A 15,318-nucleotide genomic window follows, 5' to 3' on the forward strand; every position below is an offset into this window, starting at 1 on the left:
TAGATAATTGCAACCGGCGACGAGACGTGACCCATGGATTTCGAGCTGACGCCCGAGCAAGAGCGGCTCCAGCGGGAGATCTATGCGTATCTCGACGCCCTGGTGACCCCCGCGCTGCTGGCGGAGCTGCACGAGAAGCCTGAGGGCGGCGGCCCCGACAACGCGCCGGAGTACACGAAGTGTTTGCGCCGGCTCGGCGACGATGGCTGGCTCGGACTCGGCTGGCCCACGCAGTACGGCGGTCAGGGCAAGGGGCCGATCGAGCAGTACATCTTCTTCGATGCCGTGTCCGGGTACCACGCGCTGCCGATTCCGATGCTGGCGCTCAACACCGTTGGGCCGACGATCATGCAGGTCGGCACGGCGCAGCAGAAGGAGCGCTTCCTGCCGCCGATTCTGAAGGGCCGATTGAACATCGGCATCGGCTACACCGAGCCCGGCGCCGGCAGCGATCTCGCCTCGCTCCGCACCACGGCCGTCCGCGACGGCGATTCGTACGTGATCAACGGCCAGAAGGTGTTCACCACGCTAGCCGACTTCTGTGACTACATCTGGCTCGCCGCGCGCACGGACCCGACGGCCAAGAAGCACAAGGGGATCTCGATCTTCATGATCGACACCAAGAGCCCCGGCTTCCGCTTCGACCCGATCAAGATCATGGGCGGGTTCCGCTCCAACATCACGTACTACGACGACATGCGCGTGCCGAAGGACTGCCTCATCGGCGAGGAGAACGCCGGCTGGTACTACATCAACACGCAGCTGGCGATGGAGCGCATCACGCTGGTGCCGCATTCGCGGGCTGGGCGGCTGGTCGGCGAGATGATCCGCTGGGTCAAGCAGACTACGCTCGATGGGGTGCGGCTGGCCGACGTGCCGTGGGTGCGCACCCGGCTGGCCGAGATGGCGCGCGACACCGAGGTGCTCAAGCTCATGAACTACCGCGTGGCGTGGCTGATCGCGCAGGGCATTGTGCCGTTCGCCGAGGCCTCGATGGTCAAGATCTTCGGCTCCGAGCTGTTCCAGCGCATCCACGGTTTGGGCATGCAAGTGATGGGATCATTCGGCCAGCTGGAACCGGGCAACGAGTTGGCACCGCTCGGCGGCAAGCTCGAGCGCGAGTATCTCGCGAAGATGCTGCTGACCTTCGGCGGCGGCGCCAACGAAGTGCTGCGGGATGTCGTGGCCATCATGGGCCTAGGAATGCCGCGCTCGCGTTAGGAGGAGATGTTCACCACCGAGGCACAGAGACCACAGAGAACCGAGTCGGGGATTTCAGCATGACGCGCGCCGTACACTTGTTCTGCATGACTGATCATCTCTGTGCCTCGGTGGTGAGTCCTCCTGTGAGAAGCGCAGTCTGCAGCAAGAAGGAGGAGACTAGTGATGAGTTTCAATCAATCCGAAGCAGCCAAGCTCGTGGGGGCTGAGTCCGGCGCCATCCCAGCGCTCGACCGGGTCACCAAATCCGACATCCGGCACTGGTGCGAAGTGATCGGTGATGCCGACCCCGACTACGCCGAGAAGATCAAACAGGGAGCCAAGACCGCGCCACCGGCGATGACGATGGTGTGGTCGCAGCCGCCGCTGTGGCCCCCCTCGGAGGCGAGCGAACCGCACGAGAAGCTGCTGCGGATGCTCGACGAGGCGGGCTACAAAGGCACCGCCGGCGTCAAACTCGAACAGGAGTTCCAGCAGCCCATCCGCATCGGCGACCGCTTGAGTTTCACGGTCAAGGTGGCCGGACTCTCCCAGGGCGAGGAGGCCACCAAGATGGGCAAGGGCTACCTGGTCGATTTGCACTACGCAATCCGTGACGGCCGCGGCCAGGTGGTCAGCACGCAGACATACACGGTGTTCAAGTTCCGCAGCCTGGAACTACCAAGTTGACGCAGCCGGCGAAGGAGGTTCAGCCAGTATGAGCAGTGCAAACACAGGCGACATTCGGCCGTTCTCGTCGCCCGCGGAGGTGGCGTTCGACTACTCGCGCATCGAACGCTTCGTCGGCGCCAGCTCCGAGTGGCACGAGGGCCACGACCAGGTCAGCGAGTCGGACATCCGCCACTGGTGCGAGGTGATGCAGGACGCCAACCCGCTGTATACCGACGAGGCTTACGCCAAGCAGAGCAAGTACGGCGGCATCATCGCGCCGCCGCAGATGGTGCAGACGTGGTCGCTCGACCCGATGCCGGAAGCGCTCAATCGCTTCGTGCGCAACGACCCGCCGTTCAAAGAAGACCCGCACAACCAGCTCTTCGGCATCATCGACGCGATGGGCTACCACGGCGTTGTCGCCACCGCGCAAACGCAGGAATACCTGCGGCCCGTGCGCCCGGGCGACACCATCCGCTCCCGCATCACCGTCGGCAACGTCTCGCGCTACGACCACTACACCCGCATGGGCGTGGGACGCTACGTTGATCTGATCTACACCTTCATCAATCAACGAGATGAGGAAGTCTGCGTGGCGAGCTTCCGGGTGCTGAAGTATCGGCCGCCGTTGGATACCAGACGGCTCTACCAGGGCTAACAGCAAAGGAGACATCATGGCGAAGCTGTATTGGGAAGACGTGAAGGAAGGGCAGGAGCTGCCCGAGCAGTCGCGGGACGTCGATTCGACGCTGATCATCTCGGGCGCAATCTGGGCGTCGCACGACTTCATGCCGGTGCATCACGATCCGAAGTTCGCGCAGGAGAAAGGCGCGCCGGACATCTTCATGAACATCCTGACCACCAACGGACTGGTGGGCACCTACCTCGGCAACTGGACCGGGCCCGACGGCGAACTGAAGAAGCTCAGCATCAGCCTCGCCGTGCCCAACTTTCCCGGCGACAAGCTGCGCATGAACGGCAAGGTGACGAAGAAGTACAAGGATGGCGGCTTGAACCTGGTCGAAGTGACCGTCGCCGGCGAAAATCAGCTCGGCCCGCACGTCACCGGCGCGGCCATCATCGCGCTGCCGGCAAAGGGCTGAGCGGGAGGCCGGTTCGATGGCCCGAGCAAAGATCACTCTGAAGAACAAGGCCTGCATCGTCGGCATCGGCTCGACCGAGTTCACCCGCAACGCCGGCCGCAGCGAGATCCACCTCGCGGTTGACGCGGCCATGGGCGCGTGCGCCGATGCGGGAATCCAAAGCGAGCAGATCGACGGCTGCGTCCGCTTCGGCACCGCCGGCGCGACCGCGATCGAATTTGCCACCGAGTCCGACGTCGCCCGCTGCCTGGGAATTCCCAACCTGCGCTACTTCGTCGAAGCCCCCTGGGGCGGCGGCGCCTGCTGCGCCACCATCATGCATGCCGCCGCCGCGGTCACGCTGGGGCTGGCGAACTACGTGCTCTGCTTCCGCGCCATCCGCGCCGCCAGCGGCATGATGCGCTACGGCCGGCCGGCCAACATTCCCATCGACTCGCACTGGAGCATGACCATGCCCTACGGCTTCCAGAGCCCGACCTCGTGGGTGGCCATGTTCACCCGGCGCTGGATGCACGAAACCGGCGCCACCCGCGAGCAGCTCGGCGCCGTGGCCATCGTCAGCAGGGAGAACGCGCTCAAGAACCCGCGAGCGATGTTCTACGGGCGCCCGCTGAGCATGCAGGAGTATCTTGGATCACCCATGCTGTGCGATCCATTCACGCTTCATGACACGTGCCTGGAAAACGACGGCTGCGTGGCGCTGATCGTCACCACCGCGGACCGGGCGAAGGACCTCAAGCAGAAGCCGGCCTACATCGCCGGCGTCGGCACGGCGACGGGGTGGGACTCGTACTGCATGACCAGCTTCTATCGGCCGGAGATCGGCATTCCGGAAATGGAAGAGGCCGGCAAAGACATGTTCCGCATGGCCGACATGAAGCCGAGCGATATCCAGGTAGCGCAGCTCTACGACGCCTTTACCTCGCTGGTACCGATGCAAATGGAGGCGCTCGGTTTCGTGAAGAAGGGCGAGGGCGGGCCGTTCTGCGAAGGCGGTGACCGCATTCGCCCCACCGGACAGCTACCGATCAACACCGCCGGTGGCATGCTCTCCGAGTCGTACATCCACGGCATGAACGGCATAGCCGAGGGCGTGCGGCAGATTCGCGGCACGTCCACGACGCAGATCAAGGGCGCCCAGCGCGTCCTGGTTACCGGCGGCCTCGGCGTGCCGACGAGCGCGCTCATCCTGACGAAAGGAAAGTAGTCGCCATGGCGTTGCAACTGAACCGACGATACGTGAAGTACTTCTTCGAGCCCGTCGCCGAGTCGTTCGAGGAGGGGTTTTGGGAAGCGGTCAAGCGGCGCGAGCTGGTCTTCCAGCGCTGCGGCCAGTGCCGCGAGTGGCTGCACCCACCGCGGCCGATGTGCCACAAGTGCAAGAGCTTCGATCTGCGCTGGGAGAAGTCGACCGGCAAGGGCAAGATCTACAGCTACGTCACCTTCACCCGCGAGGTGAACCCGCTCTACGTCGTGCCCTTCGAGGTCGTGCTGGTCGAGATGGACGACGAGAAGCCGGTGCGCATGGTGGCCAACATGCTCGATACCAAGCCGGAGGAACTTTACATCGGCATGCCGGTCGAGCTGGACTTCTTCGACGTGACGCCGAAGCAGCCGATCCCGATCTTCAAGAAGCGAACCGCTTGAGTCGGTTGCCAAGATAAGGAGCGAACCATGAGAACATCGCCGCACTTCTTATACGAGAAGAAGGGCCACATCGCCGTCATGACGTGGAACCGGGCGGAGAAGCGCAACTGCTTCACCCCGGAAATGATCGATGCCTTCTACGATGCCTTCGGTGACTTCGACAAGGATGACAACCTCTACGTCGCCATCCTGGCGAGCACCGGTGAAAAGGCGTGGTGCGCCGGCGGTGACCTGGACACCATGATCCCCGCGGTCACCTCCGGCAAGTTCAAGGTCAATGAGGATCCGACCAAGCGGGTCTTCCACGACATCTTCAAGCCGATCATCGCCGCGGTCAACGGCTTTGCCACCCTCGAGTTGATTCAGGGGACCGATCTCTGCGTAGCCTCGGAGAACGCCAGCTTCGCCCTCGGTGAAGTGCGCTGGGGCATGATCGCGGCCGGCGGTTCGCACGTGCGCTTTCCGCGCTACCTGCCGTGGTGGATCGCGATGGAGGTGCTGCTGACCGGCCGGCCCATCAGCGCCCGGCGCGCGTACGAGGTCGGGATGGTGAACCGGTTGGTGCCGACGGTGGACCAGGTGCTGCCGACGGCGATGGAGCTGGCCGAGATCATTTGTGAGAATGGTCCACTGGCGGTGCGTACGGCCAAGGAGATCGCCGTGCGCCAGTGGAATCACGAGCCCGCCTACGTGCTCGAAAACGCCCTGTTCCAGCGGGTGCGCAACTCCGAGGACGCCCAAGAAGGGCCGCGCTCGTACATGGAGCGGCGCAAACCCAACTTCAAGGGACGTTAGCCCGCACCCGCGGGCGGATAGCTTCACCGCCGGGAGCGGGCAACCGAGAAGGGAAGAGGGATGACTGCTCTGAAAGACCAGACCTGCATCGTCGGCATCGGACAGACCCCGTACACGCGCGCTAAGCAGACGGATGGGACCAACCTCACCATTCAACTGAAGGCTTGCGAGGCGGCGATCGCCGACGCCGGTCTGAGCAACAAACAGATCGACGGTATCTTGCCGTTTGCCAGCCTCAACATCGCCGAGGACTTCGCCGTGCATCTGGGCATCCAGGACCTGCGCTATCAGGCGACGTTGCACGTCGGCGGGGCCGCACCCGGAGCTTCCATTGCCACGGCGGCGATGGCGGTCAACGCCGGCGTTTGCACTTACGCGCTGATTCCGGGCGGCTGGTACGGCTATGCCGGCCGGCGGGTGCGCGAAGTGGTGACCGCCGACCCGACCGTGATGTCGGGCGGAGTAACGGCGCGTGACTTCTACTTCCCGTACGGCCTGACCGCGCCGGTGCAGTGGTTCTCGTACATGGCGCGCCTGCACATGGACGAGTTCGGCACCAAGCCGGAGCACTTGGGCGCGGTCGCCGTTGCCTGCCGCAAGCACGCGCAACTCAATCCCGCCGCCCTCATGCGCGGTAAGCCCATGACGATGGAGGATTACCTGGCCTCGCCGCTGATCTCGGATCCGTTCCGGCTGCTGGACTGCTCGCTGGAAGCGGACGGCGCCTGTGCTTTCGTCGTCACCACCGTCGAGCGGGCGTGCGACCTGAAGCGCAAGCCGGTCTACATCACCGGGTTCGCCCAAGGCCAACCGTTCCCGGCCGACGACATCGTGACCCGCGAGCACATGTTCAATCTCGGGCATACCTCGGCCGCGCCGCGCGCGTTTGCCATGGCCGGAATCACCCCCGAGGACATCGACTTCGCCGAGATCTACGATCCCTTCACCTTCCAGGTGATCCAGCAGCTCGAGGAGATGGGCTTCTGCAAACGCGGCGAGGGCGGGCCGTTCGTCACCGGCGGCCGGATCGAACTGGGCGGACAATTGCCGGTCAACACCCACGGTGGTTTACTGTCGGAAGCCCACGTGCTCGGCATGAACCACTTCGTCGAGGCCGTGAAGCAGTTGCGCTGTGACGCGGGCGAACGCCAGGTGAAGAACGCCAAGCTGGGGTTGGTGACCGGTTTCGGTGACTTTGGCGATGGCAGCATCGTCATTCTGAGGAACTGAGGGGGTTGCGATGACACAACAATCCGACACCACCTACGACAAGCCCTTGCCGTTGCTGCAGGGCATGGCGCAGGAGTTCTACAACCACTGCAAGAACGGCGAGCTGCGCTTCCAGCGCTGCAGCCAGTGCGGCAAGTGGCGGCACGTGCCCCGCGCGATGTGCGCGGCGTGCGGTTCGTGGCAGTGGGAGTGGGCCAGGTCGAGCGGCCGCGGTAAGGTTTTCACCTGGACCGTGGTGCGCCGGCCGATGCATCCTGGCTTCAGTAACGATACCCCCTACGCCCCGGTTGTCGTCGAGTTGGCGGAAGGCGTGCGTATGGTGACCTGGCTCGTCGACGTAGCTCCGGACGAGATCAGGAGGGACATGGCGGTCGAAGTGGTGTTCGACGCCGTGACCCCCGAGGTCACTCTGCCGAAATTCAGGAAGGTCAAATCGTGAACTTCGAACTCGACGAGCAGCAGCAGATGCTGCAAACGACGGCGCGGAATTTCCTCGCCGCCGAATGCGACAAGTCGGTGGTCCGACAGATCGAGGCCAGCGACACCGGCCATTCACCGCAACTGTGGCGGCAGATGGCCGCGCTCGGATGGACCGGCATCATCGTTCCCGAGCAGTACGGCGGCGTCGGTTTGGGCCTGCTCGATCTCGCCGTGCTCTTCGAGGAGATCGGCCGCGCCGCCTACGACAGCCCGCTGTTTGGCACCGTCATGGCAACGCTGGCGCTCGTAGCCGGCGGAACGAAAGCACAGCAGCAATCGCTGTTGCCCCAGGTCGCAACGGGGGAGCTGATCCTGACCCTGGCAATCGCCGAGCGCGAGGTGTCCCACGACCTTCGCTTCGTGTCGGTCTCGGCGCAGCCGGGGGGCGATGGTTACGTGTTGCGCGGCACAAAACTGTTTGTCCCTTACGCCACGGTTGCCGGTGAAATACTCGTGGTGGCGAGAACGGCGGGAGCGGCAGGAGACGAAGCCGGGCTTTCCCTCTTCATGGTGAACGCCAAGGCCGCCGGGGTCCGCTGTCGCCCGCTCAAGACGATTGCGCCGGACAAGCAGTTTCAGGTCGATCTCGAGGGCGTACCGGTCGCGGTAGACCGGATCGTGGGTCCGCTGAACGACGGCTTCGCGCTGCTTCAGCCCGTGCTGGCACAGGCTGCCGCGGTTCAGTGTGCCGAGATGGTGGGCAATGCCCAGCACGAGCTGGACATCACCGCGCAGTACACCAAGGAGCGGGTGCAATTCGCTCGCCCGCTCGGCAGCTTCCAAGCGGTGCAACATCACCTGGCGAACATGTTCACCGACGTGCAAGGGGCGCGCTGGAGTTCCTATCAGGCGATTGCTCGCCTGAGCCGCGGCCTGTCCGCCGCGCGCGAGCTTGCCGTCGCCATGGCGTTCACCTGCGACGCCTGCCAGCGCGTCTCCTTCCTAGCCCAGCAACTCCATGGCGGCGTCGGCGTCGATATGGCCTACGACCTACAGTTCTACTATCGGCGCGCGAAAGCCCTGGAGCTACGCTTCGGCGCCAGCCCGGTCCACCTGCAAGCGCTCGAAAGACACGTCGGGCTGTGACGGGGCACCCTACCGGCGAGGTCCGCCTGCACCGGCGCCGGTCGCTCGTGCACGGTAGCTGCGCGCAGGGTCATCGGGCGCCGCGCAGATCCTCGCCGACATAGCGTACACAATGCGCCGCAATTCGCTGGTGCCGAGATGGTGGCGCTCCTAGGTCTTCACTTCCCGGGCCGCTTATCCTCGTAGCGCTGTTCGTAGGCCTTCTGCAGGGCTTTGGCTTCCTCGGGCGTCAGCCCGCGCTGCCAGAGGTGCTCATCCTTGCTCATCAGCGCATCGATCTTGGTCTGCCACTCCTTGCCGCGCCCGTGCCGCGCCGCCAGCTCTTTCACCTCCGGTAAGAACTTGGTGTAGAAGTGTTTGGCCACTTCATACATGCCGTGCCAGTGGGTGTAGTCGGGACCCATCATCGAGGCGCCGTGGCGGGCGCGCCGCCCCTCGTGGTGCCAGAGTTCGTAGAAGGTCCACTGCACCTCTTCACCGAACGGCGATTTCGGGTTGAGCAGGCCCTGCTTGGTCAGCTCGTCGATCATGCTCTTGGCCGGCGCCGCAAACTTCTGGTTATAAAGCGTGACCAGGGAATCGAACTGCTCGTAGAAGTTGTCCACAAAAGTCCGGTTGTGACAGTTGAAGCAGACCGCCTTCATGGCCTCGCGGCGCTCGTTCCAGGTGATCACTTTGGCCACTTGGCGCGGCACGGTCCGGCTGACAAGCCGGTCGTTCTCGACGTGGTACTCGGTGCTATCCACGGTCGCCCCGGCCGCGGGCAGCTCGCGGGTATCGGGATAGTCTTCCTGGGTACCGTCCTCGAAACGCACCAGGTTGAGCTTGGTCGAAATGATCGGCCGCAAGGTCCAACTGATGCGCTCGCCGACGTCGTGGGAATTGCCTTCCACCACTCCGTTGGGCGAAAGGTAACCGGACATGTGGCAGGTCGAGCAGGTCGGCGCCGCGGCGTAGTCGCGGCCGAGGATCCAGTCGCCTTCCTTCTCCAGTGCCATGCGGCTGCGATTGGCGGCGAAGGCGATGCCGTGCTTCGACTCGTTGTAGATCTCGATCTGCGGATGGTCCGGGCCCATGTGGCACTTGCCGCAGTTCTCGGGGCTGCGCGACAACTTCGCCTGGAACTCATGCCGGCTGTGGCAGGCATGGCACGAGCCCTTCGAGCCGTCCGGATTGAGTCGGCCCATGCCGCTGTTGGGCCAGCTGGTCGGGTCGATCACCGGTTTGTGCTCCGGACCGGCGCGCTCGACGTTGCCTTGGGCATCGCGTTTGAACTTGACGATCGCTCCGTGACACTGCCAGCAGCCGTTGACGGCGTCGGCCTTATTCTGCGGCGTGCCGGCAATCTTCTCGGCCAGCACGTTATCGAGGCTGGCGAGAATCTCGCCAGCGCGGGCATGATGGCTGCGGGTGAACTCGTCGTACTCCCGCTGGTGACAAGGCGAGCAGTCCAGTGGCGTCACCAGCGCGCTGATCCACGTGCCCTGGTGCTTCCAGCCGTCCACGTCCTTCTCGTCCGCGTGGTGGCACTCGATGCAGCCGATGCCGTTCTGGCCGTGGCGCGAGGATTCCCATTGCATGACCAGTGCGGCCGATTGCCGGCGGTGGCAGCCGATGCACGCCTTGTTGTCATCGCTGACCGCCGCGGAGCCGCCGGCAGCCTCCCCACCTCCCTTGCGCTCACCGATGACGGCGCACGCAGCAACAAAAGCGAGGCTGAGCAGCATGAGCACGATCCACTTGCTTTTCTGGGACATGACGCCTCCTTTGCGAAAAGAGCCGTTGCTCGACTGGTTCAACCAGCGCCGCTAGCCTGCTCGCAAGACGCGCGCCAGCTCGCCGGCGACCTTGGTATTGGTCCGGCAATACCACTTGCTTGCGGGCCTCGCCAAGGCTGCGAAGGTGATCACGCCCTTCTTCCCACAGGCGCGAAGCTTACTTGGCGATAGCTCACCAGGTATCGACGCACGGGCGCTTCTTGTGACTGCGCGGTGCCGGCGGCGGTGCCGAACCTAAGGCCTGGACTATCCAGGTCCGCGAGTCGGCCGGGTCGATGACATCGTCGATCTCGAAATGGGTTGCGGTGTTGAGCGCCTTACCGTGCTCGTAGGCCTTGCCCACCATGTGCTCGAACAACTGCTGGCGCTGCCCGGCGTCTGCGATTGACGCCAGCTCTTTGCGAAAACCCAGCTTCACTGCTCCTTCCAGGCCCATGCCGCCGAACTCGCCAGTGGGCCACGAGACGGTGAACAGCGGCGCCTTGTGGCTGCCGCCGCCCATGGCCTGGGCGCCGAGGCCGTACGATTTTCGCAGCACGATGGTGAAGAACGGCACGCTCAGATTCGCGCCGACGACGAACATACGGCAGCAGTGCCGCACCAAAGCCGTCTTTTCGGCCTCCGGGCCGACCATGATTCCGGGGGTGTCGCACAGGAACAGCAGCGGAATATCGAAGGCGTCGCACAACTGCATGAAGCGGGCGGCCTTGTCTGCCGCCGGGCTGTCGATGGCACCGGCCAGATGCTGCGGGTTGTTGGCAATCACGCCCAACGGCCGGCCTTCGATCCGGATCAACGCGGTCACCATTCCAAGACCGAAATGCCGGCGCAGCTCCAACACCGAGCCGGTGTCCGCCAGCCCCGCGATGACCGAGCGCACCTGGTAAACCCGCAGCCGGTTCTCAGGGATGAGGCCGCGCAGCAGGCGCTGGTCGGCACACTGCCACCCGGCGATCGGCCCCTGGAAGTACGAGAGGTATTGCTTGGCTACTGCCACTGCCTCGACCTCGTCTTTCACCGCGATATCGGCCACACCGTTGGGCACCTGCACCGACATCGGGCCGACCTCTTCGGGGCGGAAGACGCCGAGCCCGCCGCCTTCGATCATCGCCGGGCCGCCCATGCCGATGTTGGAGTTCACCGTCGCTATGACCACGTCGCAACAGCCCAGCAAGGCCGCGTTGCCGGCGAAGCAGCGGCCCGAGTTGATGCCCACCAGCGGCACCCATCCGCTCAGCCGACCGAAGAGATGAAAGGCCATGCAGTCGAGGCTGGCCACCGCTGGCGCATCGGTATCGCCCGGGCGTCCGCCCCCACCCTCGGTGAAGAACACCAGCGGCAGGCGCAGGCGCTCGGCCAACTCGAACAGGCGATCTTTCTTGCGGTGGTTGTGAAAACCCTGAGTGCCCGCCAGCACCGTGTAGTCGTACGACAGGACAGCACACTGGGCGCGGGCAGCGCCGAAGAGGTGACCGTTGACGCCGCCGATCCCGGCGATCAGCCCGTCGGCGGGCGTGCGCTCAATCAGCTCCTCGAGTGAGCGCCGCTGCCGTTGCGCGGCGATCGCCAGCGCGCCGTACTCGACGAACGTCCCCTCGTCGCAAAGGTCGACGATGTTCTCGCGCGCCGTGCGCTGACCGGTCTTGCGGCGGCGCGCGACGGCCTCCGGCCGCGCTGCGTCCAGGGTGCCGACATGACGGCGGTGCACTTCGGCAAGATCGGCCCGCACCTGATCCGGATCCATTTGCGCCGCATCTTCCTCAGCCGACAGTCCAACCTCGCCCGGCTCGATGAACAGCAGCGGAACTCCCGCCGGCACGGTATCACCCTCGACCACCGTCACCCGCCGGACCACGCCGCTGGCCGGAGCCTCGATCACGTGCTCCATTTTCATCGCGTTCATCACCAGCAGTGGCTGGCCCTGTCGTACGGCGTCACCTGTACCCACCGCGATGCTGACGAGCGTGCCCTGCATGGGGGCGTGCAGGACGACGCAATCCTCAAGCCCATCGAGAGTGATCGACTGGGGTGCGGCACTGGGCAACCCGGGCGTAACCGCGAGCGCGCCCTTTCCGTAATCCAACACCGCCAGCGGATCGACGGGATCGATCTTGGCGCCAGCAGCCGGCCGCGAGGGCTCGACCTCGACGTGCTCGGGCATACCGGCGGTAAGCTCCGCCAGGTGGTCTTCGACGAAGCCGGTATCGATGCGATTGGCCAGGAAGTCGGGATGCTGCAGTAGCCGTTGCAGAAACCGGATATTGGTCGGCACACCTGTAATCGTGATCTCGCCGAGCGCACGGGCCGTGCGCGCCACGGCATCGGCGAAGCGCGGCGAGGTCGAATGCCCGATGAGCTTGGCGAGCAGGGAATCGAAGTGGGGATTGGTCTGATAGCCGACATAGGCGCAAGTATCCGTGCGCACACCGTGACCCGAAGGCAACTCCATTGCTCTCAGTGTGCCGCTGGCGGGCCGGGTGCTGCCGTCACTGCCAACGGTCTCGGTGTTGATGCGCACTTGCACCGCGAACCCACGCGGCGCGGGCGTCTCAGCCTGCTCCAGGCCCAGCTCGGCCAGCGAACTGCCGGCGGCCAGTTGCAGTTGGATGCGGACGAGATCAAGGCCCAGAACTTCTTCCGTGATCGTGTGCTCCACCTGCAAGCGGGGGTTGGCCTCGATGAAGGCGTACCCTGCGGTCCCCTTCGAAAATTTCCCGATGGCGGCGAATTGACCAGCATCGACCAGGAACTCGAAGGTGCCGGCGTTGAGATAGCCGACCGCCTCGGCCATCCGCACCGCGTCCGCCGTGACGCGAGCGCGCAGCTCAGGTGACACGCTCGGGCAAGGTGCAATTTCGACCAGCTTCTGATGCCGCCGCTGGATGCTGCATTCGCGCTCGCCCAGATGGCTGACGCGGCCCGAGCCATCGCCGATGACTTGCACTTCGAGGTGGCGGGCATGCGCCCTCAGCTCTTCGACGTAGACCTCGGGATTTCCAAACGCCTGCTGCGCCTCCGAGCGGCAGCGCGCGTAGGCCTGCTCGAGTTCGCCCGGGTGACGCACCGCGCGCAGGCCGCGACCGCCGCCGCCGGCCACCGCCTTGATCATCATCGCCCCGCCGTCACCGAGCGAGGCCAGAAACGCCGCTGCCTGTTCGAGCGTGACCGCCGCCGTCGTGCCTCGCAACACCGGGACCTCGCAGCGCAGCGCCAGCGCCCGCGCCTGGGTCTTGTCGCCGAAGATTGCGAGGGTCTCCGGACGCGGCCCGACAAAGGTGATGCCTGCAGCAGCGGTGCGCCGGGCAAACCCGGCGCTCTCGCTGAGAAAGCCGTAACCCGGGTGCAGCGCGTCGCAGCCGCAGGCCTTGGCAGCGGCGAGTATCCGCTCGATATCGAGGTAGGCCGCTGCGCCCAGGCCGGGCAGCGGGTAAGCCTCATCCGCTCGGCGAACGTGCAGTGACTGAGCATCGTCTTGCGAGAACACGGCGACGGTGCGAATGCCCAGCTCGGCCGCCGCGTGCATGATCCGGATGGCGATCTCGCCCCGGTTGGCCACCAGTAAGCTTTTCACCTACAAGCCTCGAGCAATGCCGGTGTTGCGGCAGACAGCTGCGCCAACGCCGCCAATCAGCCGCGGCCTTGCCCCAGCACCGCCGTCAGCACTTCAACCATGGCGCCGTGCACATGGCCGTTGGAAGCCAGGGTCTGCTCGCCGCGCAGGCTGAAGGGGTTGCCGGTGAAGTCGGTCACCACGCCGCCGGCCTCGCGCACGATCAGCACGCCGGCAGCGGTGTCCCAGGGCCGCAGTTTCCACTCCCAAAAGCCTTCGAAGCGGCCGCAGGCGACGTGGCAGAGATCGAGCGCGGCCGAGCCGGCGCGCCGCACATCCTGCGAGTGCTGGAGGAAGCGCCGGATGAAGGCGAGGTAGTAGTCGGTGCGCTCACGGCGATCGTAGGGAAAGCCGGTGCCGAGCAAGGCCTGGTTGAGATCGCTGACCGGCGAGACGCTGATCGGCGCACCGTTCAGGCTGGCACCGCCGCCGCGATGGGCGACGAAAGTCTCGTCGCGAACGGGGTCGTGCACGATGCCAAAGCGCAATTCTCCACCCTCCGCAAACGCCAGCGAGACCGCGAAGTGGGGGTAGCCGTGGGCGAAGTTGGTGGTGCCGTCGAGCGGGTCGAGGTACCACGTCGGCTGCTGGTTGTCGGGCTGATCGGAGGCGGTCTCTTCGGCGACGATCTGATGCGCGGGAAAGGCGCGCCGCAGGTGCCCGATCACCAGCGCCTCCACCTCGCGGTCGGTCTCGGTGACGAGATCGACGGGGCCTTTGAAGCTGATGACCTTGTGCTCACGCCAGGCCGCGCGCAGCCGGGTGCCGGCTTCGGCCACCGCCGCCCGCGCTACCGACTCGACTGCGTCCATGGCCGTGACGAGTTTCACAGCGCGGTGCGCGAAGCAAGCGCACCGCGGGGCCGAGTACGGCTATTCCAACGCCGGTGTGACGCTCGGAGCGCGGCGCGAGCGCAGATACTCGATCACCGGCGGCAACACCGAGAGAATGACTATCGCGACGATGACGTAGTGGAAGTTGCGCTTGATCGCCGGGACGTTGCCGAAATAGTAGCCGCCCAGCACGAAGGCCAGCACCCAGGCGATGCCGCCGACAACGTTAAAGGCGGCGAAGCGGGCGTATCCCATCTTACCGATACCGGCGACGAACGGGGCGAAGGTGCGGATGATGGGCATGAAGCGCGCCAGAATGATCGTCTTGCCGCCGTGCTTCTCGTAAAACTCCTCGGTGCGCAGCAGGTGGCGCTTGTTCAGCAGCCACGACTCCTCGCTGCTGAACACCTTCGGGCCGACACGATAGCCAATGGCGTAGTTGACCGCGTCGCCGGTAATCGCGGCGGTGCACAGCAACACCAACATCAGCGGCAAGCTCAGCGGCGAGCCCTCGAGCGAGATCAGCGCCCCAACCGCGAACAAGAGGGAATCCCCCGGCAGCACCGGCGTCACCACCAGCCCGGTTTCGCAAAACAGGATCAGGAACAGCAAGGCATACAGCCAGGGGCCGAGCATCCCGGCCCATTCATTGAGGTGGGTATCGAGGTGGAAGAAGATGTCAAACAGGTTCTGCAACAACTCCATGAATCACTCCATCGGCGACCGTTATCGACGTCCACCTTACACAAGCCGAGCCCGGCCGACAAACCCCCATCCGGCGCCGGCGGCCGGGGGTGTGCGACAAATCTGTGGGTAACGTGCAGCCGACCGGGCAAATCCTCACCGGTCTGACAGTACTGTGTACTGTCAGGCCGAGGCCCATG

13 protein-coding genes and 1 pseudogene are annotated in these 15,318 nt (G+C 65.0%); 10 read left to right on the plus strand and 4 right to left on the minus strand.

What is annotated here, in order from left to right; all coding sequences use genetic code 11:
- Positions 1-33 precede the first annotated feature (33 nt).
- From HY699_21665 to HY699_21710, 10 genes are all read left to right on the plus strand, one after another.
- Positions 34-1,221, plus strand: coding sequence for an acyl-CoA dehydrogenase family protein (locus HY699_21665; GenBank protein ID MBI4518418.1), 1,188 nt, complete (start codon positions 34-36; stop codon positions 1,219-1,221).
- A 165-nt stretch (positions 1,222-1,386) separates the two neighbouring features.
- Positions 1,387-1,890 (plus strand): MaoC family dehydratase N-terminal domain-containing protein, encoded by a 504-nt coding sequence (locus HY699_21670; GenBank protein ID MBI4518419.1) that lies wholly within the window; start codon positions 1,387-1,389, stop codon positions 1,888-1,890.
- Positions 1,891-1,918: 28 nt separating this feature from the next.
- The gene (locus HY699_21675; GenBank protein ID MBI4518420.1) at positions 1,919-2,530 is read left to right on the plus strand and encodes a MaoC family dehydratase N-terminal domain-containing protein; all 612 of its coding nucleotides are present in this window, start codon (positions 1,919-1,921) and stop codon (positions 2,528-2,530) included.
- Between the two features lie 16 nt (positions 2,531-2,546).
- Positions 2,547-2,975, plus strand: a complete 429-nt coding sequence (locus HY699_21680) for a hypothetical protein (GenBank protein MBI4518421.1) — start codon at positions 2,547-2,549, stop codon at positions 2,973-2,975.
- 16 nt (positions 2,976-2,991) lie between these two features.
- Complete coding sequence (locus HY699_21685) at positions 2,992-4,182, plus strand: lipid-transfer protein (protein MBI4518422.1); 1,191 nt, start codon at positions 2,992-2,994, stop codon at positions 4,180-4,182.
- Positions 4,183-4,187: 5 nt separating this feature from the next.
- Positions 4,188-4,622 carry an OB-fold domain-containing protein gene (locus HY699_21690; protein ID MBI4518423.1) on the plus strand — a complete coding sequence of 145 codons (435 nt, stop codon included), beginning with the start codon at positions 4,188-4,190 and terminating at the stop codon, positions 4,620-4,622.
- Between the two features lie 27 nt (positions 4,623-4,649).
- The gene (locus HY699_21695; GenBank protein MBI4518424.1) at positions 4,650-5,417 is read left to right on the plus strand and encodes an enoyl-CoA hydratase/isomerase family protein; all 768 of its coding nucleotides are present in this window, start codon (positions 4,650-4,652) and stop codon (positions 5,415-5,417) included.
- Between the two features lie 60 nt (positions 5,418-5,477).
- Positions 5,478-6,647 (plus strand): transporter, encoded by a 1,170-nt coding sequence (locus HY699_21700; GenBank protein MBI4518425.1) that lies wholly within the window; start codon positions 5,478-5,480, stop codon positions 6,645-6,647.
- 10 nt (positions 6,648-6,657) lie between these two features.
- Positions 6,658-7,086, plus strand: a complete 429-nt coding sequence (locus tag HY699_21705) for a Zn-ribbon domain-containing OB-fold protein (GenBank protein MBI4518426.1) — start codon at positions 6,658-6,660, stop codon at positions 7,084-7,086.
- Positions 7,083-8,213 (plus strand): acyl-CoA/acyl-ACP dehydrogenase, encoded by a 1,131-nt coding sequence (locus HY699_21710; protein ID MBI4518427.1) that lies wholly within the window; start codon positions 7,083-7,085, stop codon positions 8,211-8,213. Before HY699_21705 ends, HY699_21710 begins: the two co-directional genes overlap by 4 nt.
- 158 nt (positions 8,214-8,371) lie before the next feature.
- Here the strand turns inward: HY699_21710 and HY699_21715 are convergent, their stop codons facing one another.
- The 4 genes and pseudogenes from HY699_21715 to HY699_21730 all read right to left on the minus strand — a co-directional run bounded on the left by HY699_21715 (position 8,372) and on the right by HY699_21730 (position 15,139).
- Positions 8,372-9,970, minus strand: coding sequence for a hypothetical protein (locus HY699_21715; protein MBI4518428.1), 1,599 nt, complete (start codon positions 9,968-9,970; stop codon positions 8,372-8,374).
- Between the two features lie 193 nt (positions 9,971-10,163).
- Positions 10,164-13,568: pseudogene (locus HY699_21720) on the minus strand (carbamoyl-phosphate synthase large subunit).
- Positions 13,569-13,618: 50 nt separating this feature from the next.
- A complete protein-coding gene (locus HY699_21725; GenBank protein MBI4518429.1) occupies positions 13,619-14,413 on the minus strand; it encodes an inositol monophosphatase in 795 nt (264 codons plus the stop codon).
- Between the two features lie 60 nt (positions 14,414-14,473).
- Positions 14,474-15,139 carry a DedA family protein gene (locus HY699_21730; GenBank protein ID MBI4518430.1) on the minus strand — a complete coding sequence of 222 codons (666 nt, stop codon included), beginning with the start codon at positions 15,137-15,139 and terminating at the stop codon, positions 14,474-14,476.
- Positions 15,140-15,318: the final 179 nt, after the last annotated feature.

This window comes from Deltaproteobacteria bacterium (assembly GCA_016210005.1).
In the GTDB taxonomy this organism is placed as follows: Bacteria; Desulfobacterota; Binatia; order HRBIN30; family JACQVA1; genus JACQVA1.

Bases quoted from the DNA above. Each gene is read 5' to 3' on its own strand.
- HY699_21665 (MBI4518418.1), top strand. From the start codon at position 34: ATGGATTTCGAGCTGACGCCCGAGCAAGAGCGGCTCCAGCGGGAGATC.
- HY699_21670 (MBI4518419.1), top strand. From the start codon at position 1,387: ATGAGTTTCAATCAATCCGAAGCAGCCAAGCTCGTGGGGGCTGAGTCC.
- HY699_21675 (MBI4518420.1), top strand. From the start codon at position 1,919: ATGAGCAGTGCAAACACAGGCGACATTCGGCCGTTCTCGTCGCCCGCG.
- HY699_21680 (MBI4518421.1), top strand. From the start codon at position 2,547: ATGGCGAAGCTGTATTGGGAAGACGTGAAGGAAGGGCAGGAGCTGCCC.
- HY699_21685 (MBI4518422.1), top strand. From the start codon at position 2,992: ATGGCCCGAGCAAAGATCACTCTGAAGAACAAGGCCTGCATCGTCGGC.
- HY699_21690 (MBI4518423.1), top strand. From the start codon at position 4,188: ATGGCGTTGCAACTGAACCGACGATACGTGAAGTACTTCTTCGAGCCC.
- HY699_21695 (MBI4518424.1), top strand. From the start codon at position 4,650: ATGAGAACATCGCCGCACTTCTTATACGAGAAGAAGGGCCACATCGCC.
- HY699_21700 (MBI4518425.1), top strand. From the start codon at position 5,478: ATGACTGCTCTGAAAGACCAGACCTGCATCGTCGGCATCGGACAGACC.
- HY699_21705 (MBI4518426.1), top strand. From the start codon at position 6,658: ATGACACAACAATCCGACACCACCTACGACAAGCCCTTGCCGTTGCTG.
- HY699_21715 (MBI4518428.1), bottom strand. From the start codon at position 9,970: ATGTCCCAGAAAAGCAAGTGGATCGTGCTCATGCTGCTCAGCCTCGCT.
- HY699_21725 (MBI4518429.1), bottom strand. From the start codon at position 14,413: ATGGACGCAGTCGAGTCGGTAGCGCGGGCGGCGGTGGCCGAAGCCGGC.
- HY699_21730 (MBI4518430.1), bottom strand. From the start codon at position 15,139: ATGGAGTTGTTGCAGAACCTGTTTGACATCTTCTTCCACCTCGATACC.